Origin of the sequence: Pelomicrobium sp. G1, from assembly GCF_051905455.1 — a bacterium.
Classification (GTDB): Bacteria; Pseudomonadota; Gammaproteobacteria; order Burkholderiales; family UBA6910; genus Pelomicrobium.
On record NZ_JBQACR010000013.1, the window covers coordinates 1 to 23,428 of the forward strand.

General features: G+C 67.2%; 15 protein-coding genes and 3 tRNA genes. 13 read left to right on the top strand and 5 right to left on the bottom strand.

The genetic code is table 11. The annotated features are described in order from the left end of the window. Positions 1-281: hypothetical protein (locus tag ACTFO6_RS12805; RefSeq protein ID WP_439934841.1), on the bottom strand; the 281-nt coding region annotated here is incomplete at its 3' end. A 125-nt stretch (positions 282-406) separates the two neighbouring features. On the opposite strand from ACTFO6_RS12805, the gene ACTFO6_RS12810 reads away from it, so the two are divergent. Further along, a protein-coding gene (locus ACTFO6_RS12810) for an IS3 family transposase (protein WP_439934842.1) occupies positions 407-1,587 on the top strand; the annotation gives its coding sequence in 2 pieces (ribosomal slippage) (positions 407-671 and positions 671-1,587; 1,182 coding nt in all). A 470-nt stretch (positions 1,588-2,057) separates the two neighbouring features. Here the strand turns inward: ACTFO6_RS12810 and ACTFO6_RS12815 are convergent. Next, positions 2,058-2,132 (bottom strand) — tRNA-Val (locus ACTFO6_RS12815). Positions 2,133-2,246: 114 nt separating this feature from the next. Here ACTFO6_RS12815 and gltX point away from each other — a divergent pair. From gltX to ACTFO6_RS12835, 4 genes are all read left to right on the top strand, one after another. Beyond that, on the top strand, positions 2,247-3,641 hold the full coding sequence (gene gltX / locus ACTFO6_RS12820; RefSeq protein WP_439934843.1) for a glutamate--tRNA ligase: 1,395 nt from the start codon (positions 2,247-2,249) through the stop codon (positions 3,639-3,641). Positions 3,642-3,709: 68 nt separating this feature from the next. Next, positions 3,710-3,785: transfer RNA gene (locus tag ACTFO6_RS12825), tRNA-Ala, on the top strand. 13 nt (positions 3,786-3,798) lie between these two features. After that, positions 3,799-3,874 (top strand) — tRNA-Glu (locus tag ACTFO6_RS12830). 101 nt (positions 3,875-3,975) lie between these two features. Next, entirely contained in the window at positions 3,976-5,658 is a 1,683-nt protein-coding gene (locus ACTFO6_RS12835; RefSeq protein WP_439934844.1) for a thiamine pyrophosphate-binding protein, read from the top strand. A gap of 129 nt (positions 5,659-5,787) precedes the next feature. On the opposite strand, the gene ACTFO6_RS12840 is transcribed toward ACTFO6_RS12835, so the two are convergent. After that, positions 5,788-6,573 carry a methyltransferase domain-containing protein gene (locus ACTFO6_RS12840; RefSeq protein WP_439934845.1) on the bottom strand — a complete coding sequence of 262 codons (786 nt, stop codon included), beginning with the start codon at positions 6,571-6,573 and terminating at the stop codon, positions 5,788-5,790. 254 nt (positions 6,574-6,827) lie between these two features. On the opposite strand from ACTFO6_RS12840, the gene ACTFO6_RS12845 reads away from it, so the two are divergent. The 6 genes from ACTFO6_RS12845 to ACTFO6_RS12870 all read left to right on the top strand — a co-directional run bounded on the left by ACTFO6_RS12845 (position 6,828) and on the right by ACTFO6_RS12870 (position 13,773). After that, positions 6,828-8,273 (top strand): FAD-binding oxidoreductase, encoded by a 1,446-nt coding sequence (locus ACTFO6_RS12845; RefSeq protein ID WP_439934846.1) that lies wholly within the window; start codon positions 6,828-6,830, stop codon positions 8,271-8,273. A gap of 163 nt (positions 8,274-8,436) precedes the next feature. Continuing rightward, positions 8,437-9,168 carry a sulfite exporter TauE/SafE family protein gene (locus ACTFO6_RS12850; RefSeq protein WP_439934847.1) on the top strand — a complete coding sequence of 244 codons (732 nt, stop codon included), beginning with the start codon at positions 8,437-8,439 and terminating at the stop codon, positions 9,166-9,168. A 14-nt stretch (positions 9,169-9,182) separates the two neighbouring features. Continuing rightward, on the top strand, positions 9,183-9,950 hold the full coding sequence (locus tag ACTFO6_RS12855; RefSeq protein ID WP_439934848.1) for a fumarylacetoacetate hydrolase family protein: 768 nt from the start codon (positions 9,183-9,185) through the stop codon (positions 9,948-9,950). A 239-nt stretch (positions 9,951-10,189) separates the two neighbouring features. Beyond that, on the top strand, positions 10,190-11,038 hold the full coding sequence (locus ACTFO6_RS12860; RefSeq protein WP_439934849.1) for a phosphate/phosphite/phosphonate ABC transporter substrate-binding protein: 849 nt from the start codon (positions 10,190-10,192) through the stop codon (positions 11,036-11,038). A 2-nt stretch (positions 11,039-11,040) separates the two neighbouring features. Next, complete coding sequence (locus ACTFO6_RS12865) at positions 11,041-13,491, top strand: EAL domain-containing protein (protein ID WP_439934850.1); 2,451 nt, start codon at positions 11,041-11,043, stop codon at positions 13,489-13,491. 129 nt (positions 13,492-13,620) lie between these two features. After that, positions 13,621-13,773, top strand: a complete 153-nt coding sequence (locus tag ACTFO6_RS12870; RefSeq protein WP_439934851.1) for a hypothetical protein — start codon at positions 13,621-13,623, stop codon at positions 13,771-13,773. A gap of 216 nt (positions 13,774-13,989) precedes the next feature. On the opposite strand, the gene ACTFO6_RS12875 is transcribed toward ACTFO6_RS12870, so the two are convergent. Beyond that, positions 13,990-14,349 (bottom strand): hypothetical protein, encoded by a 360-nt coding sequence (locus tag ACTFO6_RS12875; RefSeq protein WP_439934852.1) that lies wholly within the window; start codon positions 14,347-14,349, stop codon positions 13,990-13,992. Positions 14,350-14,695: 346 nt separating this feature from the next. Here ACTFO6_RS12875 and ACTFO6_RS12880 point away from each other — a divergent pair, with 346 nt between their 5' ends. Then, a complete protein-coding gene (locus ACTFO6_RS12880; RefSeq protein ID WP_439934853.1) occupies positions 14,696-17,008 on the top strand; it encodes a diguanylate cyclase in 2,313 nt (770 codons plus the stop codon). Between the two features lie 9 nt (positions 17,009-17,017). On the opposite strand, the gene ACTFO6_RS12885 is transcribed toward ACTFO6_RS12880, so the two are convergent. Then, on the bottom strand, positions 17,018-17,338 hold the full coding sequence (locus ACTFO6_RS12885) for a hypothetical protein (protein ID WP_439934854.1): 321 nt from the start codon (positions 17,336-17,338) through the stop codon (positions 17,018-17,020). Positions 17,339-17,731: 393 nt separating this feature from the next. On the opposite strand from ACTFO6_RS12885, the gene uvrA reads away from it, so the two are divergent. Next, a complete protein-coding gene (uvrA, locus tag ACTFO6_RS12890) occupies positions 17,732-23,410 on the top strand; it encodes an excinuclease ABC subunit UvrA (RefSeq protein ID WP_439934855.1) in 5,679 nt (1,892 codons plus the stop codon). Positions 23,411-23,428: the final 18 nt, after the last annotated feature.

Genomic DNA, 23,428 nt, shown 5'->3' on the forward strand with positions numbered 1-23,428 from the left:
AACCGGATTGGAGCATCGTCGTTTCTCGCGTTTTGTTGTTGGGGCGTTAGAATGAGTGAATTATTAGAGGTTCCCTTAAGCAATACCCATTGCGCCGTCAAGCCGTTCGGATATTCGTGCTGGCGCAGGCACTGTGCCGGCCTATACGGCGTCTTGCTGGCGGTCCGCGCGATCGTACCGTGGCCCGCCGGATGCTGCGTGAACACGCTTCCGCCCGCCGCTACACTAAGAAGCTCGCGCAGGCGCGCCCGGCTCTCCGCCAGAAGCGGGTCTTGCTGCATAAGTTCACAAACCTTTGGCACTCCTTTGGAGAGGAAGGAGAGCCATGCAGGTTCAGCGGTGACCTTCCCCCGAAATTTCGTCTTCCAAGGCTGAGCGGCTAGGATAGACGAAACAGAGGACGAAGATGTTCAAGATACCGAAGCAGGAATACACCGCCGAGTTCAAGGAACTGGCGGTCAATCGCGTGCAATCGGGTGAAGCGCTGTCCCGCGTGGCGCGTGAGTTGGGGCTGGTCGAGCAGACGCTCAGGAACTGGGTCAAGGCCGCCAAGGCCGGCAAGCTCAACCCGCCGGGCGGCAAGCCGGTGACGCCGGGGCAAATGGAACTCTCGCGTGTGCGGGCCGAGCTTGCCCGGCTCAAGATGGAAAACGAAATCCTAAAAAAGGCGACGGCGTACTTCGCCAAGGATGTAGCGTGAAGTGCGCCAGGATCGATCGGTACGTGAAGCAATACCCGCTGGTCGCGCTGTGCGACACGCTGGAGGTCAGCATCAGCGGCTACCGGGCCTGGAAACGCGGCGGCAGGCCTAATCGGCAGCGGCTGACCGATGACCAGTTACTGGCGCTGATCCGCGCCATCCACGCGCAGTTCAAGGGGGCCTACGGCAGCCCGAGGATAGTCGACGAGGTTCGCGGACGCGGCTTCAAGGCGTCCAAGGAGCGGGTGGGACGACTGATGCGCGAGAACGGCATCCGGGCGCGGCACAAGCGCCGCTACAAGGCCACCACGGACTCGAAACACGACCTGCCGGTGGCAGCGAACCTGTTGGAAAGAAACTTCGCACCGGAAGCGCCGAATCCGGTGTGGACGGCGGACCTGACCTACCTCCGGACGGACGAAGGCTGGCTGTACCTGGCGGTGGTGATCGACCTGTTCAACCGCGAGATCGTCGGCTGGGCGACCAAGCCGCGCATGGGGGCGGATATTGTGGTCGATGCGCTGACCATGGCGTGGTTCCGCAGGAAGCCTGCGCCCGGTTTGATCCATCACTCGGATCGGGGCAGCCAATACGCGAGCCATGCGTTCCAGGCGAGGCTCGCCGAATACGGCAGGGTGTGCTCGATGAGCCGCAAGGGCGATTGCTGGGACAACGCGCCGAGCGAGAGCTTCTTCAACAGCCTGAAGAGCGAGCGGGTGCATGGCACGCGCCACGCTACGCGCGAGGCCGCGATGGCCGACCTGTTCGATTACATTGAAGTGTTTTACAACCGGAGACGCCGCCACTCCACGCTCAAGGGCAAGTCGCCGATTCAGTTCTTGCAGCACTGGGTCAGCACTCAGCAGGGGCAGAATCTGGCAGCATGAAGCCCGCCTCTTGGAAGACGAAAAACAGAGGGAAGCTCATGCGGGCGACTGCGAATCCGAAGGAAGCCAGAGGCAAAGCGCTGGCCCGACGAACAGGAGGCGGATAAGGCGGCGTTGCGGGGTGAGACGGCCGATATCGTCAAAGCCCGATACTTGCATGGCAACGCAACGACGTAGATCCGACCGGCATAAACGCGTGAAGGTGAGTGCGCAATACCCGGGGAGATCTGCGGTCCTGCCCGAGAAGGCTACCGGCGCCGGAAGGCGTTGAGATGGGGCGGCAGAAGTCAATAAAGGTTATAGGAGGCGCGCCACGCACCGAACATGATTAGCAAGCAGAGGGGGGTCTCGGGCCAAAATGGGCACGGAATAGATATGGCGTAACTATGACGCGACAGGCTGGAAATGAGGCTCTTCGAGGAGGTTCGCCATACCGCGCCACATCCTGAAGCGCACTAAGTTTTTGATTTTGGTGGGTGATACTGGGATCGAACCAGTGACCCCTGCCGTGTGAAGGCAGTGCTCTACCGCTGAGCTAACCACCCACGAGGCCCAAAATTAAAGCATAAAGGTTTTCGGCCGGTCAAACAGGCGGCGGCCGGCCCCATCGATTTTCGCCTTTTGAGCGGGCGCGCGGGAGGTTCCCGTAAAATATCGCCATGGTCCGTACCCGCTTCGCTCCCAGCCCCACCGGCTACCTGCATATCGGCGGCGCCCGCACCGCCTTGTATTCTTGGGCCTACGCCCGCAAGCACGGCGGCCGGTTCATCCTGCGTATCGAGGACACGGACCTGGAGCGTTCCACCCAGGAATCCGTGCAGGCCATCCTGGACGGCATGACCTGGCTGGGACTTGCCTGGGACGAGGGACCTTACCATCAGATGCAGCGGCTCGACCGCTACCGGGAGGTGGCGGAGCAACTCATCCGCGCCGGGCGAGCTTATTACTGCTACGCCAGCAAGGAAGAGCTGGAGGCGATGCGCGAAGCGCAGCGCGCCCGCGGCGAGAAACCCCGCTACGACGGCCGCTGGCGCCCGGAGAACGCCCGCGGAAAGACCCCGCCCTCCGGGGTGAAGCCCGTGGTGCGGTTCCGCAATCCGGACGAAGGGGAGGTGGCGTTCGAGGACCTGGTGAAGGGGCCCATCGTGGTCTCCAACAGCGAGCTCGACGACCTGGTCATCCTGCGCTCGGACGGCGTGCCCACCTACAACTTCGGGGTCGTGGTGGACGACCTGGACATGGGCATCACCCACGTGATCCGGGGTGACGACCACGTGGCCAACACTCCCCGCCAGATCAACATCCTGCGGGCCCTGGGGGCGCCCCTGCCCCAGTACGCCCACGTGCCGATGATTCTGGGGGCCGACGGCGAGCGGCTGTCCAAGCGCCACGGGGCGGTGAGCGTCCTCCAGTACCGGGACCAGGGCTACTTGCCGGAAGCGCTTCTCAACTACCTGGCGCGGCTCGGCTGGTCCCACGGCAACGACGAGGTCTTCACGCTGGAGCAGTTCGTCGAGTGGTTCGACTTGCGGCACATCAGCCGCTCGCCCGCCCGTTTCGATCCCGAGAAGCTGCGCTGGCTCAACGGAGAGCACCTGCGGAGAACGACCCCTCGGGCCCTGGCGGTCAGGCTGGCCCGGGAAAAACCCGACCTCTACGCCCGTATCGAGCGGGTCATGGACCCGGCGGCCATGATCGGAGCGGTCCAGGCTTCGGTCGCCTTGCTCTCCGAATTGGAGGCGCTCCTGCTCGTCCTGGCCGAGCCGCCGGCGCTGGACGCGGCGCTGCGCGACCGCTACCTGAACGAGCAGGGCAGGGCAGTGCTGCGAGAGTTGCGGGAGCGGCTGGGGACGGCGCCCTGGACGCTGGAGGACATCCGGCAGGCGATCCGGGAAGTGCTGGCGGCACGGGGCCTCAAGACGCCCCAGGTGATGATGCCCCTGCGGGTGGCCGTGACCGGCATGGAGAAGACGCCGGACATCGTCGCCGTCGTGGCCGCCCTCAAGCGGGAAGCGGCGCTCGCCCGGCTCGACCAAGCCATCGCTTCGTCCTGAGCCCGTTCCCGCAGCTTAGCCAAGCCTTTGCATGCCTCGGAGGGAACGGTATAATTCGCGGCTCCGGTGGGGGTATAGCTCAGCTGGGAGAGCGTCGCAATGGCATTGCGAAGGTCAGCGGTTCGACTCCGCTTACCTCCACCAGACAACCCGCCGCGTCCCCTTCGTCTAGAGGCCTAGGACATCGCCCTTTCACGGCGGTAACAGGGGTTCGAATCCCCTAGGGGACGCCACCAATTCTCGAGCAGAAAGCCGAATTGGGTAGTCGATCCCGCAGGTTAGGCTCTCCTGGGAGAGCGTGATTCCGTCCGCGATTTCCCGAGAACCGTCGCAGATGCCCCGTCTGAAGCCCCGCACCGGCGGCCAGGTGCTGGTGGACGCACTGAGAATCCACGGCGTCGATCTCGCGTTCTGCGTTCCGGGGGAAAGCTATCTGCCGGTGCTGGACGCGCTCTACGACGCCCGCGACGCGATTCGCCTCGTCGTATGCCGCCACGAAGGCGGCGCGGCGAACATGGCGGAGGCCTACGGCAAGCTCACCGGTCGGCCGGGAATCTGCTTCGTGACCCGGGGGCCCGGCGCCTGCAACGCCTCCATCGGCGTGCACACTGCCTATCAGGATTCGACGCCCATGATCCTGTTCGTGGGACAGGTGGGGTCCGACTTCGTCGAGCGCGAAGCTTTCCAGGAAGTGGACTGCCGGCGCATGTTCGGTCCCATGGTGAAATGGGTGGCCCAGATCGGCCGGGCGGAGCGCATCCCCGAGATGGTAAGCCATGCCTTTCACGCCGCCGTGGCGGGGCGCCCGGGACCGGTGGTGCTGGCCCTGCCGCAGGACATGCTGGCCTCCACCGTCGCCGTCGCGGACGCCGGACCCTACCGTACCGTGCGCCCCCATCCAGGCCCGGATCAGCTCGCCCAATTGGAGCGACTCCTTGGCGAGGCCGGTCGGCCCCTGGTGATGCTGGGAGGCGGCGGGTGGTCCGCGGAAGCGTGCGCCGACATGGCGGCGTTCATCGAAAACTGCGGCCTTCCCGTGTGCGCGTCCTTCCGCTGTCAGGACTTGTATGACAATCGGCGCCCCAACTACGTGGGGCACGCGGGCATCGGGGTGAGCCCCAAGCTCGCCCAGCGCATCCGGGACGCCGACCTGCTGGTCGCCGTGGGCCCCCGCCTGGGCGAGATGACCACGAGCGGCTATACCCTGGTCGCGCCCCCGGTGCCCCGCCAGCGCCTCGTGCATGTGCACGCCGGCGCCGAGGAGCTGGGGCGCGTCTACCAGGGAACCCTCCTGGTGAATAGCGGGATGGCCCAGTTCGCCGCCGCGGCGAAAGCCCATGTGCGCGCCGACGGCCGCCGCTGGAAGGCGTGGTTGGAGACGGCCCGCGGCGACTACCTGGCGGAACTCGAGCCCGAGCCCATGCCGGGCACCCTCAACTTGGGCGAAGCCGTCCGGCACCTGGGGAGGGTGCTCCCGCCCGACACCATCGTCGCCAACGGCGCGGGCAACTACACCGGCTGGGTGCACCGGCACTGGCAGTACGGCCCTTTCCGCACCCAGCTCGCGCCTGCGAGCGGCGCCATGGGTTACGGGCTGCCCGCCGCCATCGCGGCCAAGCTGGTGTGCCCGGAGCGCCCGGTGGTGTGTTTTGCGGGCGACGGCTGCTTCCTCATGACCGGGCAGGAGCTGGCCACCGCCGTCCAGTACGGGCTGGAGATCCTGTTCCTGGTGGTGAACAACGGCATGTACGGCACCATCCGCATGCACCAGGAGCGGGAATACCCGGGCCGGGTGCACGGGACCGGCCTCGAAAACCCGGACTTCGCCGCCTACGCTCGCTCCTTCGGCGCCCACGGGGAGACGGTGCGCGCCACCGCTGAGTTTCCGCGGGCCCTGGAGCGGGCGCTCTCGGCCGGCGGCCCCGCCTTGATCGAGCTGGTGATCGACCCCGACGCCATCACGCCGCGGACGACCCTCACGGCGATCCGCAGCGCGGCGCTGGCGAAGCGTCGCTGAACCGCAGCGGCGGCCGCCCCTGGCGGCGGGCGCGTGAGCTTTCCATCGCCGGATGTTCGCCTAACCGTCCCCCGGCGAAATGAAGAACCGGGGCCGTGCCCGTCAGTGGCGACGGGTTTTCGCGCCGGTTCAATCCCGCACGGCGAGCAGCGACACGCTGCGCACCCCGTAAGTCGCGCAGGCTTTCTGGGCGGACGCGGTCAGGAAGCGATACTGGGGATTCTCCCGGATGCGGACGATGCGCAGGCCGGCCGCCCGGATCGCGTCGTAGTAAGCGTCCTGCTGCATGGCGCCCCCGATGCAGGCCGCCCAGAGCGTCGCGTTGCACATCACGCTCTCGGGCAGCCACTTCTCCGAGATGATGTCCGAGATGGCGAGCCGCCCGCCCCGGCGCAGCACGCGGGCCACCTCGCGGAACACCCGCGGCTTGTCGGCCGAGAGGTTGATCACCCCGTTGCTGATCACCGCATCGAAGCTCCCGTCTTCCACCGGAAGCGTCTCGATGTAGCCTTTAACATAAGTTGTTTGCGCGAAGCCGGCCGCGTCCCGCAGGCGCTCGGCCTTGGCGCGCTGGGTGTCGGTCATGTCCACGCCCACGACCCGGCCGCCCGGTCCGACCTTGAGCGCAGCCACGAAGGTATCCATGCCCGAGCCGCTGCCGAGGTCGAGCACGTGCTCGCCGGCCTTGAGGTCGGCGAGGTCGAAGTGATATCCCACCCCGGCGAAGGAGTCGATGGCCTCCGCCGGGATGCGGTCGAGGTCCGCGGGCACGTAGCCAAGGCGTTCCGCAAGGCCGCGGCCCATCTCGAAATGGAACTCCCCGGTCGGCTCCTGGGCCACGCGCCGGTACATCTCCTTGACTTTCTGCTCGAGCTCGACGCGGTTCACTTGGGTGGCAAAAGCAGGCGTACCCATCGCTCCCTCCTCGTTCATGGTCGTGGGGTGCCCCTCATGACGCACGGGAGCGGCAAAGAGTTCCCGGCCCTGTCCCGGGCCGACGTCCCGACGGCTCCCTCGACGGGACGGCAGACGGCGGGGCCCGACTCCGAGATCTACGGATGGAAACTCGGCGTTTTTAGGCATTTGGCTTCGCTCGGCGAAGGGCGGTTGTTGCTGGGCGCAATGGCCCTTTGCTACAGTTGGTCCAGGTCCGAGGCGAGGAGCGGTGAATGGCATCGGTGGTTTTGACCCCGGAAACCAAGGCGTTTCATGAAGCGATGGTGGCCATCGTGGGCCCCCAGGCCGTGATCGCCGATCCCGCGGAGATGGCGCCTTACCTCACCGATTGGCGCGGGCGCTACCGCGGAGCGGCGGAGCTGGTGGTGCGGCCGGCCTCCACCGAGCAAGTGGCGGAGGTGGTCAAGCGCTGCGTCCGGGAGCGGGTGGCCGTCGTGCCCCAGGGCGGCAACACCGGGTTGTGCGGCGGCTCGGTGCCCCTTGCCGAGAGCGCCTATCCAGGGCGCCAGATCGTGCTGTCGCTCGCCCGCATGAACCGCATCCGGGAGCTCGACGCGGCCAACAACACCATCACCGTGGAGGCGGGCTGCGTGCTGGCGTCGATCCAGGAAGCGGCGCGAAATGCCCAGCGCCTGTTTCCCTTGAGCCTGGGCGCCGAGGGAAGCTGCCAGATCGGGGGCAACCTCTCCACCAACGCCGGCGGCGAGGCGGTGCTGCGCTACGGCAACGCCCGGGATCTGGTGCTGGGGCTGGAGGTGGTGCTGCCCGACGGACGCGTGTGGGACGGGCTGCGGGGCCTGCGCAAGGACAATACCGGCTACGATCTGAAGCAGCTTTTCATCGGCGCCGAGGGCACCCTGGGCGTGATCACCGCCGCCGTGCTCAAGCTCTTTCCGTGGCCGACGGCCACCGCGACCGCGTTCCTGGGGATGGAGAGCCCCCAGAAGGCGGTCGAGCTCCTCTCGGAACTGCGCGCCGCGCTGGGCGACCGGATCACCAGCTTCGAGCTCATGTCTCGCGTCTCCCTGGCGCTGGTGCTCAAGCACATTCCCGGCACCTCCGACCCCCTCTCGGCGCCCTATCCCTGGTATCTCCTGGTGGAGCTCTCCGACAGCGGCAGCGCGGAAGCCCTGAGCGCGCGCTTCCTGGAAGCGCTGGAGGAGGCGCTCCAGCAGGGGAGGGTGCTGGACGCCGTGCTGGCCCAGAGCGAGGCCCAGGCGGAGGCCCTGTGGCGCGTGCGCGACGCCATGGCGGAGGCGCAGAAGGAAGAGGGGGTCAGCATTAAGCACGACGTCTCGGTGCCCGTGTCGCGGGTGCCGCGTTTCATCGACCAGGCGAGCCGGGCCCTGGAAGAGGCGTTTCCCGGCGTGCGCATCGTCGCCTTCGGCCACATCGGCGACGGCAACATCCATTACAACGTGTCCATGGCGGACCCGGCTTTGAACGCCCGCCTGATCGAGGACCCAGCGCCGGTCAACCGCATCGTGTATGACTGCGTGGCCCGGCTGGGGGGCTCCATCAGCGCCGAGCACGGATTGGGGCAGCTCAAGCGGGAAGAGATCCAGCGCTACAAGAGCCCGCTGGAGCTGGAGCTGATGCGGGCGATCAAGCACACCCTGGACCCCCATCATCTCATGAACCCCGGTAAGTTGGTTTGAGCCGTCGATGCCGGACGCCCGCGCCGACCCGTGAACGAGTTGGCATTTTTTGAGTAAAACGGCCTGACCGGAATCGATCCGAGTCTGCTACCATGTGCCGCACCAAAGCGGCCATGCAAAAGCCTCGCCAGGAAGGCTCGGGGTGTAGGGGAGGGGGACGGCCATGACAGGGGAGTCGCTGTGGGTTTTCGCGATCTTGCTGGGCGCTTACTTCGTTCGCGGTCTGACAGGCTTCGGCTCGGGGCTTATCGCGGTCCCCCTGATCGCCATGGGGAAACCCCTCCAGTTCGTCGTGCCGCTGGTGATGACCCTGGACTTCATCGCCTCCTTCATTCTCGGCGGGATCAACTCGAAGCAGACCAACTGGGCCGAGATCAAGCGACTGCTGCCCTTCGGGTTGATCGGGGCCATGGCTGGGATCTATGCCCTCACCCAGTTCCCCTCAGCCCTGGTGCTGGCCTCCCTCGGCCTGTTCACGGTGTTTTTCGGCGCGCGCAACGCACTAGGCATCAAGCCGGAAGGGCAGATTTCGGCCCTCTGGGCGTTGCCCACGGGCCTAGTGGGTAGCGGGGCCGGGGCGCTTTTCGGCACCAGCGCGCCGCCCTACATCATCTACCTCACCCATCGGCTGGAAGACAAGACCGAAGTCCGCGCCACCTTTTCCTGGCTGTTCGTGCTGGACGGGGGGTTCCGGCTGGCCCTTTTCGTGGCGACCGGATTGCTCCTTCGCCAGGAAACCCTGTGGGCCATCGCCCTCGGGCTCATTCCCATGCTGTTGGGCTTGTACCTGGGCAACCGGGTGCACCTCAATATCTCCAGGGAAGCGCTGATTCGCGTGGTGGGCGTGTTTCTCGTCGGGACGGGCATATCGTTGATCTTCAAGGTATTGGCCTGAAAGGGGGGGTTTCCATGAAATTCGTTCGGTTCCAAGCGGAGGGCAGGACGGGCTTCGGCGTGCTTTCGGAGGAAGGAGAAGTACGCGTCTATGAGGGCGACATGTTCCACCGTCCCCGACCGAGCGGATTGAGCCTGGCGGTGGACCGCGTCAAGCTCCTGCCTCCGTCCGACGCCTCCGCCATGATCGCCCTGTGGAACAACTCGCGCTCCCAGATCGCCAAGCTAAAGCGCGAGACCCCGCGGGAAGCGCTCTACTTTCTCAAGCCCCGATCAAGCTTCGCCACCCACGGCGACCCCATCCTCTACCCTCGGGGCCTGAGCGAGCGGGTGGTGCTGGAGGGGGAGCTGGGCATCGTCATCGGCCGCCGGACGCGGGGGGTCAACCCCGAGGAAGCCCGCGGGGCAATTTTCGGCTACACCGTGGTGAACGACGTGACCGCCCAGGACGTGGTAAAGCGCGACTCGACCTTTCCCCAGTACACCCGGGCCAAGGGCTTCGACACTTTCAGCATTTTCGGGCCGGTGATCGACACCGATGTCGATCCCATGACACTTACTGTCGAATCCTTCATCAACGGGGTCAAGCACCAGGACTACCCGGTGGAAGACCTGGTGTTGAACCCCTTCGAGATCGTGGCCTCCATCTCCCAGACCATGACCCTAGAGCCCGGCGACGTGATCGCCTGCGGCACCTCTCTGGGAGCGGATCCGATCCAGATCGGGGACACGGTGGAGATCCGCATCGCCGGGATCGGGTCCCTGGTCAACACCGTGGCATAGGTCTTGCATGACATGAGAGCGGTTACATTGCTTTCCGACCGGGATTCAGGGCGCCGCGGGGTGCCCAGAGGCCCGGACCGGATAGCGAAACTCCTCCCGAATCGCGGGCCTGGCGCTGGCGGCGCGCCCGCGGGAAAGGAGGTGGGGCGCGGCTGACCCTTTCCGGGCGCGGGCACTAGGGGACCTGCCCGAAACGGGCAATTCCAGCCGTGGAAGGGCGCCGAGGACAGGAGACAAAAATGAAACGCAGAGCGTGGGGAATCGCGGCGCTGCTCGCCGTCCTGGGATCGTGGGCCGGGGGCGCCTCGGCGCAAGAGAAGGTGTATTCCTTTGGCGTCATCACGCAACGCAGCCCGATCCTCACGGCCCAGTACTGGAACCCCATCCTGCGCTACGTCAGCGAAAAAAGCGGCGTGCCCCTGGTCCTCAAGCTCGCCAAGACCGGTCCCGAGCACTCGGCTATGATCGGCCGGGGCGAATTCGACTTCATTTACTCCAACCACAACTTCAAAGCCGACAACGACGTGGTCGGCTACCGCGTCATCGCCCGGCCCCAGGAGGAGGCCATCCAGGGCCAGATCGTGGTGCTGGCGTCCTCGGGCATCCAATCCCTGCGGGAACTGGAGGGCAAGGAGGTGGTGTTTCCCTCCCAGGTGGCGTTCGTGGGCTACTACGTACCCATGGACGCCCTGCTGCGCGCCGGCATTTCCGTGAAGCCCCTGTTCGCCGGCAACCAGGAGGGCGCCATGGGCCAGCTCAAAGCGGGCCGGGTGGTGGCCGCGGGGGTGAATTCCCAGATCATGCGGGATTTCGCCAACCGGGAGCAGGTGGAGTACCGGGTGCTGTGGAGCTCGGAGAAATACCTGAACATCCCCATCTCGGTCCATCCTTCAGTGCCCAAGGAAAAAGTGGCCAAGGTGCGCCAGGCCCTGATCCATATGGCGGCCGATCCCGAAGGTGCCCGGATCCTCGCCGCCAGCGCCGAACTGGTGAAGCAGAAACCCCCGTATGGTTTCGTGGCGGCGGAGGACGCGGAGTTCGACAACGTGCGCCGCTTCTATCGCACCAGTCTGGTGAGGGGGGAGTGACCATGGGCCACCTGGGTCTCGAGCATCTGTGGCGGAATCTAAGCCTTTCCGCCCGCCTCATGCTGGGCTCCGGGGTGGCGCTGGCCCTTTCCGGCGCGGTGCTGCTCTATAGCGTCATCTTGAACGAGGTGGAGCGCAACCGGGCCGAGCTGAGCGAGAAAGTCAAATACGAGGTGGAATCCCTGATCCCCGCCGTGACCGAGCAGGCGGTCATCGGGGACTACGCCCTGATCCAGCAGATCCTCGATGCGCGGGTCGGCCAGCGAGACATCGCCCTGGTGAGCTGGATCGACAACATGGGCAACCCCTTGAGCGCCGCGAGCCCCGGGGAAGAAAACATCGCTCCCGCCTGGTTCGTCCGCTGGGCGGACATCCGGGCCCAGGAGGAATCCGTTCAGATCGTGGTGGGCGGCGAGCGCTACGGACGGGTGCTCATCCGCACCGACCCCACGGCCACCCTCAATCATCTCTGGCAGCAGTCCATGGAAATGTTCCAGTTGCTGCTGTTTCTCCTGGGGATCTTCTTCGGCGTGACGCTGGCCATCGCCAACAACGGCCTGCGGCCCCTGTACGCCCTGGCCTCCTCCGCCGCGCGCTTCGGCCAGGGCGACTACTCGGTGCGCATCGAGCCCGACGGCCCCCCGGAGGTGCTCGCCACCATCCACGCCTTCAACCGCATGGCCGAGTCCATCGCTCGCGACATGGCCGAGCGCAAGCAAGCGCGGGAGATCCTGTTCGCCGAGAAGGAAAGGGCCCAGGTGACCCTCGCCTCCATCGCCGACGCCGTGGTGACCACCAATACCCAGGGAGCGGTGGACTATCTCAATCCCATGGCGGAAAAGCTGACCGGCTGGAGCACGGAGGAAGCCCGCGGCGCGCCCCTTTCCCGGATTTTCTACGTGCTGCGGGAGATGTCGGGGGAGAGGATCGAAGATCCCGTCGCGGCGGTGCTGAGAAAAGGGCACGCCACCGAGCCCGAGACCCACGCGGTGCTGATCTCCCGGGACGGAGGCCGCTGGCCCATCGAGCACACCGCGGCCCCCATCCGCAACCGGGAGGGGGAGATCATCGGCGTGGTGCTGGTGTTCCGCGACGTGGGGGAGTCCCGCAAGCTCGCCCACCAGCTCTCGTGGCAGGCGAGCCACGACGCCCTCACCGGGCTCGTCAACCGGCTCGAGTTCGACCGCCGTTTGACCGCCCTGGTGGAGGACGCCCAGACCCAGGGTCGGAGCCACGCGCTGCTCTACCTCGACCTGGACCAGTTCAAGGTGGTGAACGACACCTGCGGCCACGTGGCCGGGGACGAGCTGCTGCGCCAGGTGGCGTCGATCCTGGAAGCCGAAATCCGCGAATCCGACACGCTGGCGCGCTTGGGCGGAGACGAGTTCGGGGTGCTGCTCCAGGGCTGCGATCTCGCCCAGGCGCTGCAAGTGGCGGAGAAGTTGCGGCGGGCGCTGGCCAACTTCCGCTTCGCCTGGCAGGACAAGACCTTCGCCAGCAGCATCAGCATCGGGCTGGTGGCGATCACCGGGGACGGGGAGAGCGCCGCGAGCCTCCTCGGCGCGGCGGACGCCGCCTGCTACTCGGCCAAGGACAAGGGCAGGAACCGGGTGCAGGCGTACCGGCCCGGCGACAACGAGCTGGCCCAGCGCCGCGGCGAAATGCAGTGGGTGTCCCGCATCACCCGGGCGTTCGAAGAAAACCGTTTCCGCCTCTACTGCCAGCGCATCGCGGGTCTTCGGCCCGACGGCGCCGACGAGGAGCACTACGAGGTGCTGGTGCGCATGGTGGACGAGGGGGGAGAGCTGGTGCCGCCCATGTCCTTCATCCCCGCGGCGGAGCGCTACAGCCTCATGCACGCCATCGACCAGTGCGTGATGACCCTCGCCTTCAGCCGGTGGCGGGCACTGGCGGCCTCGTGCCTCCGCTTGCCCATGCTTTCCATCAACCTTTCGGGCGCCTCCATTTCCGATGACCACATCCTCGCCTTCATCCACGAGCAGTTCAAGCGCCACCAGGTGCTGCCGCGGGCCATCTGCTTCGAGATCACCGAGACGGCCGCCATTGCCAACCTGACGCGGGCGAGCAAGGTGATCCGCGAGCTCAAGGAGCTGGGCTGCCGTTTTTCTCTGGACGATTTCGGCAGCGGTCTGTCCTCCTTCGCCTACCTGAAGAACCTGCCGGTGGACTACCTGAAGATCGACGGCGCTTTCGTCAAGGACATGGCCAACGATCCCATCGACTGCGCCATGGTCAGGGCGATCAACGACATCGGCCACGTCATGGGCATCCGCACCATCGCCGAGTGGGTGGAGAACGAGGTGACCCTGGGGATGCTCAGGACCATCGGCGTGGATTACGTGCAGGGTTTCGCCGTGCACGTGCCCAAGCCCATCGAGGCGATCGGCGGCTACACCCGTCCGGGGGCCGGGTTACGGCTCGCGGCCGGCTGATGCTGTCCGGCGCGAGCCGGCCCCTCCTTATCGTACGCATCAGATAAATCGATTGATCCCCGCTTCGCCGCAGGGTCAGAATGCCCCTGGGTCTCGATGCGGGACGAGGCCGATAAAAAGGAGGGGATCATGAAGTTTTCGCTTGCGGAAATTCAGCTCGAATACCCCGAGGTGGACAACGATCTGGTCAAGGTGGAGTTCATGGCGCCGGAGGTCCCGGCCACGACCGCTTATCCCACCGACTACGATGAAGCCTGGCTGAGCCAGTTCGCAGCCGAATAGCGGGAACGAGCAGGTTCGTGAAAGCCGCCTCTTCGGGCGGCTTTTGTTTTCCTGCCCGGTTCGCCTTTCGGCCGAAGCCGCCGGGCCGCTTCATCTCCATTTAGCGGATCGAAGAGGTCGGGGAGAAAGCTGAGCGGATGCTGTCCAGCACACCGGCGAGGATTTCCCTCCCCTGCGCCTGCAGCGCCGCCTCTCCTTTCCCCGACCGGTCCGAGTTCAGCGGTTTTGCTGCGGTGCGGGGCACTCTCCCGGAAGGTTCCGGAGTTCCGCCAGCGGTGCAGTCGCCGGCTCGTCCGAAGGGGCGGCGGGCCGCGGCGGGGCTGTCCTGCGTTGCCCGCTCTTCAATTGGGCCAGGGCGACGAGGGCTCCTTCCACCCAACGATAGGGTCCCATGAACTCGGCCCGCTCGTCGTAGCGGGTCGGATCCGCCCCACGGGGCCATGCCACCAGGTAAAAGCCGGGCGCGAGGGGTTTGCCGTCGGGCCGCCAATAGATGCGCTCGTAGGACTCCGAGTCGATGAGGCGGGTGTCGCTCACCACGCGCACGATCTCGTAGTCTTCGTAACGGGTTTCCATCCGGTTCCTCCATGTCGCATGTCGCCACGTTATATCCGGCAAGTTGCGCCGGTGTGAAGAAAGAGTGGCCGCTAGTAAAACAATAGTACCGAGGAAAGGACCGGATGAGCCTCCCCCCCTCAAACGGGATCCTCGGCTCCAGGAAACACAAGCAATCGGGCCCGGGTAGTGGAAGCACCCGGGCTGATTTCTTTTTAACACATTTTGACAATCGGTCAAATCGCCGGGCGAGCCGGATGCCGGTTCAGGTGTGAAGGGGAACAAAAGTGAATTTCCCGGGGCCGGTGAAGGAAAAGCGCGCGGTTGGGGCATAATGAAGCTCTTCCCGTCCTGAATCCTGCGCCTTGTGGGTGATTCCTTGGAGCTGCCCGGGGAAAAGAAGGGTTTCGCGCGCCGTCGCTTCGGGCTGGGCACCCGGATCACCCTGGGGCTTACGGCGGTGGCCGTCCTGGTGGTGCTGGCGGGGGCCGTTCTGCGGGCGGCCCAGGAAAGCGCCATCGAGATCCTCAAAAGCCACCTGGAGGAAGAAGCCCGGGTATCGGAGCGGGTGCATCGGATCCGCACGGCGCTTCTGGAAGCACGCCGCCACGATCACGACCTCGCCTTAAGCTATCGCCAGACGCCGCCCGAGGCGTTCAATGCCAGGTACTGGCAGCCGGTGGAAGGGCTGCTCGCGGGCGTACGCCAGGATCTCGAGCGCCTCCGGGGGATCGTCCAGGACCCGGGAATCCTGCGGGAAATCCGCGGAATCCAGCATGCCGTGGAGCTGTACGGTACCGAGTACGCGGCCCTGGTGGACCTCCATCGCCGCATGGGTTCCGCCGCTGGCGGGCTGGAGGCCCAGATCCGGGATCAGGAGGAGCAGCTCGAGGCGGCGATCTCCCAGCGAGGCCCGGCGAGCGCCCTGGAGCGCCTCAAGGCGCTGCGCTTCGCGCGCATCGATTACTTCGCCCGCCACCGCCCGGCCGAGGCGGACGCCGTGCGCGCCTCGAGCCAGGTGCTGGCCCGGGAGATCGCCGCAGGCCCTCTGGTCGAGCCCGCCCGTTCCCTGCTCAGCGCGGCCCTGGACCAGTACCGCCTGATGTTCGACCGCTACGCGGAGATGGTGGAGGAGGCGTCCGCCCGGCGCGCCTCCCTGGTCAAGGCGGTGGCAGAGGCGGAGCCCGGGCTCGACCGGGTACTGTCCCGAATGCGCAGCGCCCGCGTGCTGGCCTACTACAGCGTCTCGTTGAGCGACGCCATCGGCTATACCGCCGGCATCGTGGGGTTGATCACCCTCCTCGCCGCTGGCTGGATGGTGCTCGCCCTGCGCCGCAACGTCATGCGTGCCATCGAAGCGTCGGTGGATTTCGCCCGCCGCGTCGAGCTGGGGGACTTGAGCGCCCGCATCGCCGAAACGGAAACGCCCGCCCTGGGGCGGCTGGCGGAGGTGCTAAATGAAATGGCGGCCTCCCTGAAGCGGGCCCGGGACCAGCACCTGGAGCAGACGAGGACCCTGCAGCGGGAAGTGGACAGCTTGCGCGGGCGCGTGGCCATCCAGGACAAGATCTTGCAGGCAGCCCAGGCGGAAACCAGGAGCCTGGAGCAGCAGGTGGCCAGGAGCGCCTGGGAGCTGGCCTCGGCCCTGGAAGAAGTGCGCATGAGAAACCGGGAAATGATGCTGTTCAACGAGATGAGCAGCCTGCTGCACACCTGCCGCAGCGACCGGGAAGCCTTCGACGTGATCGACTTGTACGCCGCCCGGCTGTTTCCCCTGGAAGAAGGGGCGCTCTACTTTCTCAGCCCCACCCACGAGAGGCTGGAATGCCTGGCCGCGTGGGGAGGAACCTCCCGGGAGCGCGCGGGAAGCTTTGGCCCGCAGGCGTGCCTGGCGCTGCGGCGCGGCCACGCGCATCAGGTGGAGGACCCGGCCGCTTCGCCCTTGTGCGAGCACGTGCGGGCCTGCGGCGACCCGCGGCGCCCCTATCTATGCCTGCCCATGGCGGCCGGCGGCGACACCCTGGGCATACTGCATCTGTCCTTTTCGCCCCCGGAAGTCGGCGCGGAGGCTTCCGCCACCTCTCGGGAGTATAAGCGTGACATGGCCAAGGCCCTGGCGGACCAGATCGCGCTGGCCATTTCCAACATCCGCTTGCGGGAGACGCTGCACCGCCAATCGATCCGCGATCCCCTCACGGGCCTGTTCAACCGGCGTTATCTGGAGGAGTCGCTCCAGCGGGAAGTGGCCCGGGCCGAGCGCACCGGCCGGCCGCTGGCGCTCCTCATGCTGGACGTGGACCATTTCAAGCGGTTCAACGACTCCTACGGCCACGAGGCGGGCGACGCCGTCCTGCGGGCCCTCGGCCGCCTGTTGCGCCAAAGCGTGCGGGAGGGGGACATCGCCTGCCGCTTCGGCGGGGAAGAGTTCGTCGTGCTGTTGCCGGAAGCGACTCTGGAGACGGCCCAGGAGCGGGCGGAGAGGATCCGGGACGAGGCGCGCCGGATCCGCATCCACCGGGAGGGTCGCTACCTGGATCCGGTGAGCGTTTCCTTCGGGGTGGCCATCTACCCGGACCACGGGGTATCGGCGGAGACTCTGCTCGCCGCCGCCGACGCGGCCCTGTACCGGGCGAAGAGCAGCGGCCGCGACCGGGTGATGGTCAGCCTGCGCGCTTCCTGAATTGGAGATTCAGTAGGGGGCGCCGATGGTATTAAGGGCCGCCTCTTCCGGCAGCAAGGCGAACCGGGGGGCCCAGAAGACCAGCACCCGGCCGGTGCGCTCCGCCAGCTCGATGAGATCGTCCATGGAGCGGATGAGGGCGCCCCGGACCGGTTCCGCGATGCTGCGGGAGGCCTCGAGAAAGGATTCCTGATCGATTTCCACGCCCCTCAAGAAGCCGGCCGCTTTCATGATGGCGGCCCAGGTGAGGATGACGAGCGCCGGATGGGTGTCGTTCATCCATCTGAGGTCGAGAAGGGGCCAGGCGGGCCCCGGAAGGTTACGGTTCATGGCGTCTACCCCCAATCGCGTCGGCTTGATGGCGTTGGCCGCGCTTATGGAGGGACTGGCAGGATCCGTACCACGCCCGCTGAGCCCAGGTCCGGTCCAGGGGTGTCGAGCCAGCACGACAATTCAAAGGGTTGCAACGGAAGGGGGGAAGGCTTGCCGGGGCGGGAAAGGGGCGGATGTCCCAGGACCCGGCAGCCCCGTCGGGAAGCTGACGGAGGTCCTGGCGGGCTCCGATCGCCGACCCGGGCCGTGAAAGGAGTGGTCGATCACGGGCTGGCGATGGGAGTTCGCCGCCAGGTGCTTCCAGTATGATTGCGCCTGGAAAGGCGCATGTAAAACTTCGTCAATTCCCGGCCGTGCTTTACACGAATTCACGTTGTCACTGAAGCCTCCGTGTCCAGCGAATACATCACCCTCGAAGGAGCCCGCCAGAACAACCTGAAGGGTTTGAGCCTCCGGCTTCCCTTGAACGAGCTGATCGTCGTCACCGGCGTTTCCGGCTCCGGCAAATCGTCCCTCGCCTTCGACACCCTCTACGCCGAGGGACAGCGCCGCTACGTGGAGACCTTCTCGCCCTACGCCCGCCAGTTCCTCGACCGCCAGGACCGCCCCCGGGTGGACCGCATCGACGGCATACCGCCCGCCATCGCCATCGACCAGGTAAACCCGGTGCGGACCTCCCGTTCCACCGTGGGCACCATGACCGAGCTCGCCGACCACCTGAAGCTGCTTTTCGCCCGCGCCGCCGAGCTTTACTGCCGGGGCTGCGGCCAGCGGGTGCGCCGGGACACGCCCCAGAGCATCCACGAGACCCTGGCCAAGCGCGCCCGCGCAGCCGGCGATCCTCGGCTCACCATCGCCTTTCCGGTCACGGTGCCCGCCAATTTCTCGGAGCGGGAGGTGCGCGAGCTTCTGGAGCGGCAGGGATACACCCGCATCGAGCCGCAGAAAGACAACACCCTGGAAGTGGTGCAGGACCGCTTTCGCCTGGGCGCTGCCGGCCGCGACCGGGTGATCGAGGCCCTGGAGGCGGCGCTGCGGGTGGGCCAGGGGCGGGTCACGGTCCACGTTCATGGGGAGGGGGCGGAACCCATCGCCACCTGGCGCTTCTCCGCGGACCTGCATTGCGCCGATTGCGATATCCATTACCGGGAGCCAACGCCCAGCTTCTTTTCCTTCAATTCCCCCCTCGGCGCCTGCGACACCTGCCGCGGCTTCGGCCGGGTGATCGGCATCGATCTGGATCTCGTCATTCCCGATGCTTCCAAGTCCCTCGCCCAGGGAGCCATCAAGCCCTGGCAGACCCAGAGCTACCGGGAGTGCCAGGACGATCTCCTGCGCTTCGCCCGCAAGCGGGGCGTGCCCGTGGACGTCCCCTGGCGGGAGATGGGGGAGGCCCACCGGCGCTGGGTCCTAGAGGGGGATCCCGGCTGGGTGAGCTGGGAAGCCTCCTGGCCCCGGGCCTGGTACGGGGTGCGGCGCTTCTTCGACTGGCTCGAGACCAAGAGCTACAAGATGCACATCCGGGTGCTACTCTCCAAGTACCGGGCCTATACGCCATGCCCCGCCTGCGGCGGCGCGCGGCTCAAGCCCGAGGCGCTCCTATGGCGTCTCGGGACCCAGGAGGCAGCCGACCGGGTGATCGAGCGCGCCCGGCGGCTGCGACCCCCGGAGACCCGGTTCTCCGACGAGGCGTTCCATGCGCTACCGGGCCTCACCCTGCACGATGTGGCCCTGCTTCCCATCGAGCGCTGCCTGGACTTCTTCCGCCACCTGCGGCTCCCCGAGCCGGCCCTGGACGAAGCCGCTGAGCTGCTCCTCTCGGAGATCCGCTCCCGGCTCCAGTACCTGGTGGACGTGGGCCTGGGTTATCTCACCCTGGACCGCCAGTCCCGCACCCTTTCCGGCGGCGAGGTCCAGCGCATCAACCTTACCACCGCCCTGGGCACTTCCCTGGTGAACACCCTGTTCGTGCTGGACGAGCCGTCCATCGGCCTGCATCCCCGGGACATCGACCGGGTGGTGGGCGTGCTCGTCCGGCTGCGGGACGCGGGCAACACTCTAGTGGTGGTGGAGCACGATCCCGCCGTCATGGGGGCCGCGGACCGCATCCTGGACCTGGGGCCGGGTCCGGGCGAGCGGGGTGGCCAGGTGGTGTTTTTCGGCACGCCGGAAGAATTACAGCGGGACCCCCGTTCCTTGACTGGGCAGTACCTGCGGGGGGAGAAGCGGGTCTCCAACCGGGTTCCCAACGGGGAACCGCCCGGAGCCTGGCTCGAGGTGCTGGGGGCGGCCGAGCACAACCTCAAGGGCATCGATGTGTCCATTCCCTTGAACCGGCTTGTGTGCGTGACCGGCGTCTCGGGCTCGGGCAAGTCGACCCTGGTGCAGGACGTGCTTTATCCGGCCCTCGCTAAGCTGAAGGGGCGGGCGGTGGAGGCCCCCGGCGCCCACGCGGGCCTGCGCGGGCACGAGGCCCTGGACGAGGTGGTGCTGGTGGACCAGTCGCCCATCGGCAAGACTGCCCGCTCCAACCCGGCGAGCTACGTGGGGGCGTTCGACGCCATCCGCAAGCTCTTCGCGCAAGACCCCCTGGCGAAAGAGCGGGGTTACACCGCCGGCACTTTCAGCTTCAACGCGGGTGACGGCCGCTGCTCCACCTGCGGCGGCAGCGGCTTCGAGCACGTGGAAATGCAGTTCCTCTCCGACGTGTATCTCCGCTGTCCCGACTGCGATGGGCGCCGCTTCCGGCCCGAGGTGCTGGAGGTCAAGCTGCTGCCGCCGGCCGGGGAGGAATGGCGGGCGCCCTGCTCCATCGCCGACGTGCTCGAGATGACGGTGACGGAGGCGGCGGGGTTTTTCTCGACGCAGCCGGAAGTGCTCCAAGCCCTCGCGCCTCTGCAGGCGGTGGGGCTCGGCTACGTCAAGCTGGGGCAGCCGGTGCCCACCCTCTCCGGGGGCGAGGCCCAGCGGTTGAAGCTCGCCGGGCACCTGGCCCGCGCCCGTCAAGGCGCCGGACGCCGGGGCGTGGCGCAGGCCCCCGGCGGCACCCTGTTCTTGTTCGACGAGCCCACCACGGGCCTGCATTTCGCCGACATCGCCGTCCTGCTCCAGGCCTTCGACCGGTTGCTGGCGGAAGGCCACAGCGTGCTGGTGATCGAGCACAACCTGGACGTCATCGCCGCGGCGGACTGGATCATCGACCTGGGGCCGGAGGGCGGGGAAGCCGGCGGCCGGGTGGTGTGCGCGGGAACGCCGGAGCAGGTCGCCCGGGAGCCGGAAAGCCGCACCGGCGCGGCCCTCGCCAGGCGCCAGGCGGCGCTGGCCCGGGGGCGGCAGCCGGCGCTCCCAGCCCAGGAAAGGGCGCAGCGCCCGTGGCTGGCGCGGGTCGATTCAGCGATTCACATCCACCACGCCCGGGAGCACAACCTCAAGAACGTGGACGTGCGCGTCCCATGGGAGCGCCTCACGGTGATCACCGGCATCTCCGGCTCGGGCAAGTCCACCTTGGCCTTCGACATCCTGTTCGCCGAAGGCCAGCGCCGCTATCTCGAGTCCCTGAACGCCTACGCGCGCCAGTTCGTGCAGCCGGCAGCGCGGCCCGACGTGGACGCCATCTTCGGCATTCCCCCCACTGTCGCCATCGAGCAGCGCACGAGCCGGGGCGGGCGCAAGAGCACGGTGGCCACCCTCACCGAGATCTACCATTTCCTGCGCCTGCTCTACGGGAAGCTGGGCGTCCAGCACTGTCCCGGGTGCGACGTTCCCATCGAGCCCCAATCCCCGGAGGCCATCGCCGCCCGGCTCCTGCGGGACTATCGGGGCAGCCGGATCGCGCTCTTGGCGCCCCTGGTGGTGGCGCGCAAGGGCTATTACACCGACCTAGCCCAATGGGCGGCACGCAAGGGCTACCGGCACCTGCGGGTGGACGGGGTCCTCACCCCGACCTCTCCCTGGCCGCGGCTCGACCGCTACCGGGAGCACGACATCGAGCTGCCAGTGGCCGAAGTGCTGGTCTCGCTCAGGACCGAGGGGCCGTTGCGGGAAGCCCTGGCCCGGGCGCTGGCGCTGGGCAAAGGCACGGTCAAGGTGGCGCCCGTGGAGCACTCCAGGGCCCTCAAGGGGGGCGAGCCCCCAGAGGCCCATTTCTCGGTGCGCCGCGCATGCCCCCGCTGCGGCCAGAGCTTCCCCGAGCCGGATCCGCGGCTGTTCTCCTTCAACTCTAAGCACGGCTGGTGCCCTCGCTGCTACGGCACGGGGCTTACCCTTCCCGGGTTCGACGAGGCCCAGACCGGCGAGGAGATCTGGTGGAACGAGTGGTGGGAAGGGGAAACCCGTCCCTGCCCGGAGTGCCAGGGGCGCCGCCTCAATCCCGTGGCCCTGGCGGTACGGTTCCAGGAGAGAAACATCGCCGAGCTGACGGCCCTCTCCATCGGCGAGGCCCAGCGTTACTTCCAGCGCCTGAAGCTCGGGGGCCGGGCCGCCCAAGTGGCCCGGGACATCCTGCCGGAGATCGGCTCGCGGCTCGCGTTCCTGAACCAGGTGGGCCTCGCCTATCTCTCCCTGGACCGTTCGGCGCCCACCCTCTCAGGGGGCGAGGCCCAGCGCATCCGGCTGGCGGCCCAGCTCGGCTCCAACCTACGGGGCGTGTGCTACGTGCTGGACGAGCCCACCATCGGGCTCCACGTGCGGGACAACCGGCGGCTGCTGGACACCCTGGCCGAGCTCAAGGGTAAGGGTAACACGGTGGTGGTGGTGGAGCACGACGAGGAGACCATCCGCCTCGCGGAGCACGTGGTGGACCTTGGGCCGGGAGCGGGGGAGCAGGGGGGCCGCGTGGTGGTGGAGGGCACGGTGGCGGACCTCATGGGCAACCCCCGGTCGGTGACGGGGCGCTGCCTTGCCCGGCCCCTGATCCATCCTCTGCGGGGAGCGCGGCGCCCTGTGCGCCTCACCGGGCGCGAGACGCCGGTGCTGGAGATCGTGGGGGCGCGGTTGCACAATCTCAAATCCGTGCGAGTGAAAATTCCCCTAGCCCGGCTGGTGGCGGTCACCGGCGTGTCCGGCAGCGGCAAGAGCACCCTGGTGCGGGACGTGCTTTACGCGAGTCTCAAGACGCTGCTCTCGAATCGCCGCCGGAACCAGGCCAAGCTTCCGTGCGAGGCGCTGCGGGGCTGGGAGCGGGTGAGCCGGGTGCTGGAAGTGGACCAGACCCCCATCGGCAAGACGCCCCGCTCCTGCCCCGCCACCTACGTGGGCATCTGGGACGGCATCCGGCGCCTCTTCGCTCAGATGCCCGAGGCGCGCATGCGCGGGTACGGGCCGGGGCGCTTTTCCTTCAACGTGGCGGGCGGCCGCTGCGAGGCGTGCGAAGGGCAAGGCATGAAGACCATCGAGATGAGTTTCCTGCCCGACGTCAAGGTGATGTGCGACGCCTGCAACGGGGCCCGCTTCACGCCGGAAACCCTGGCCGTACGCTTCAAGGGAAAAAACGCGGGAGAGGTGCTCGCCATGAGCGTGGACGAGGCGGTGGAGTTCTTCGCCGCCCACCCGGCCATCCACCATCCCCTGCGGCTACTGCAGGAGGTGGGGCTTGGCTACCTGCGCCTCGGCCAGCCGAGTCCCACCCTCTCCGGGGGCGAGGCCCAGCGCATCAAGCTGGTGACCGAGCTGGCCAAAGCCAGATCGCCGACCAGGCCGGAAACGGGCCGGCGGCGCGCCCCGACGGCGGGGGGGAACGGGGACACCCTTTACGTCCTGGACGAGCCCACGGTGGGGCTACACATGGCCGACGTGGAAAAGCTCGTGGGCGTGCTGCACCGGCTGGTGGACGCGGGAAACACCGCCGTGGTGATCGAGCACAACCTAGACGTGATCGCCGAAGCCGACTGGGTGATCGACCTGGGACCGGAGGGGGGCGAGGCGGGAGGCCGCGTGGTGGCCGAGGGACCGCCGGAGGCCCTCGCCCGGGGCAAGCGCCGCTCCCACACCGCCCGCATCCTCGCCGGCTTCCTCGCCGAGCGGGGCGCAGGCGAAGCGCCGGCGGAGCGCCCGCGGGCGGTGGAAGCCTGATACCGTTATGATATCGTC

Excerpts from the sequence above, each read along its gene's own strand:
- gltX (WP_439934843.1), top strand. The coding sequence starts at position 2,247 with ATGGTCCGTACCCGCTTCGCTCCCAGCCCCACCGGCTACCTGCATATC.
- ACTFO6_RS12835 (WP_439934844.1), top strand. The coding sequence starts at position 3,976 with ATGCCCCGTCTGAAGCCCCGCACCGGCGGCCAGGTGCTGGTGGACGCA.
- ACTFO6_RS12840 (WP_439934845.1), bottom strand. The coding sequence starts at position 6,573 with ATGGGTACGCCTGCTTTTGCCACCCAAGTGAACCGCGTCGAGCTCGAG.
- ACTFO6_RS12845 (WP_439934846.1), top strand. The coding sequence starts at position 6,828 with ATGGCATCGGTGGTTTTGACCCCGGAAACCAAGGCGTTTCATGAAGCG.
- ACTFO6_RS12850 (WP_439934847.1), top strand. The coding sequence starts at position 8,437 with ATGACAGGGGAGTCGCTGTGGGTTTTCGCGATCTTGCTGGGCGCTTAC.
- ACTFO6_RS12855 (WP_439934848.1), top strand. The coding sequence starts at position 9,183 with ATGAAATTCGTTCGGTTCCAAGCGGAGGGCAGGACGGGCTTCGGCGTG.
- ACTFO6_RS12860 (WP_439934849.1), top strand. The coding sequence starts at position 10,190 with ATGAAACGCAGAGCGTGGGGAATCGCGGCGCTGCTCGCCGTCCTGGGA.
- ACTFO6_RS12865 (WP_439934850.1), top strand. The coding sequence starts at position 11,041 with ATGGGCCACCTGGGTCTCGAGCATCTGTGGCGGAATCTAAGCCTTTCC.
- ACTFO6_RS12870 (WP_439934851.1), top strand. The coding sequence starts at position 13,621 with ATGAAGTTTTCGCTTGCGGAAATTCAGCTCGAATACCCCGAGGTGGAC.
- ACTFO6_RS12875 (WP_439934852.1), bottom strand. The coding sequence starts at position 14,349 with ATGGAAACCCGTTACGAAGACTACGAGATCGTGCGCGTGGTGAGCGAC.
- ACTFO6_RS12885 (WP_439934854.1), bottom strand. The coding sequence starts at position 17,338 with ATGAACCGTAACCTTCCGGGGCCCGCCTGGCCCCTTCTCGACCTCAGA.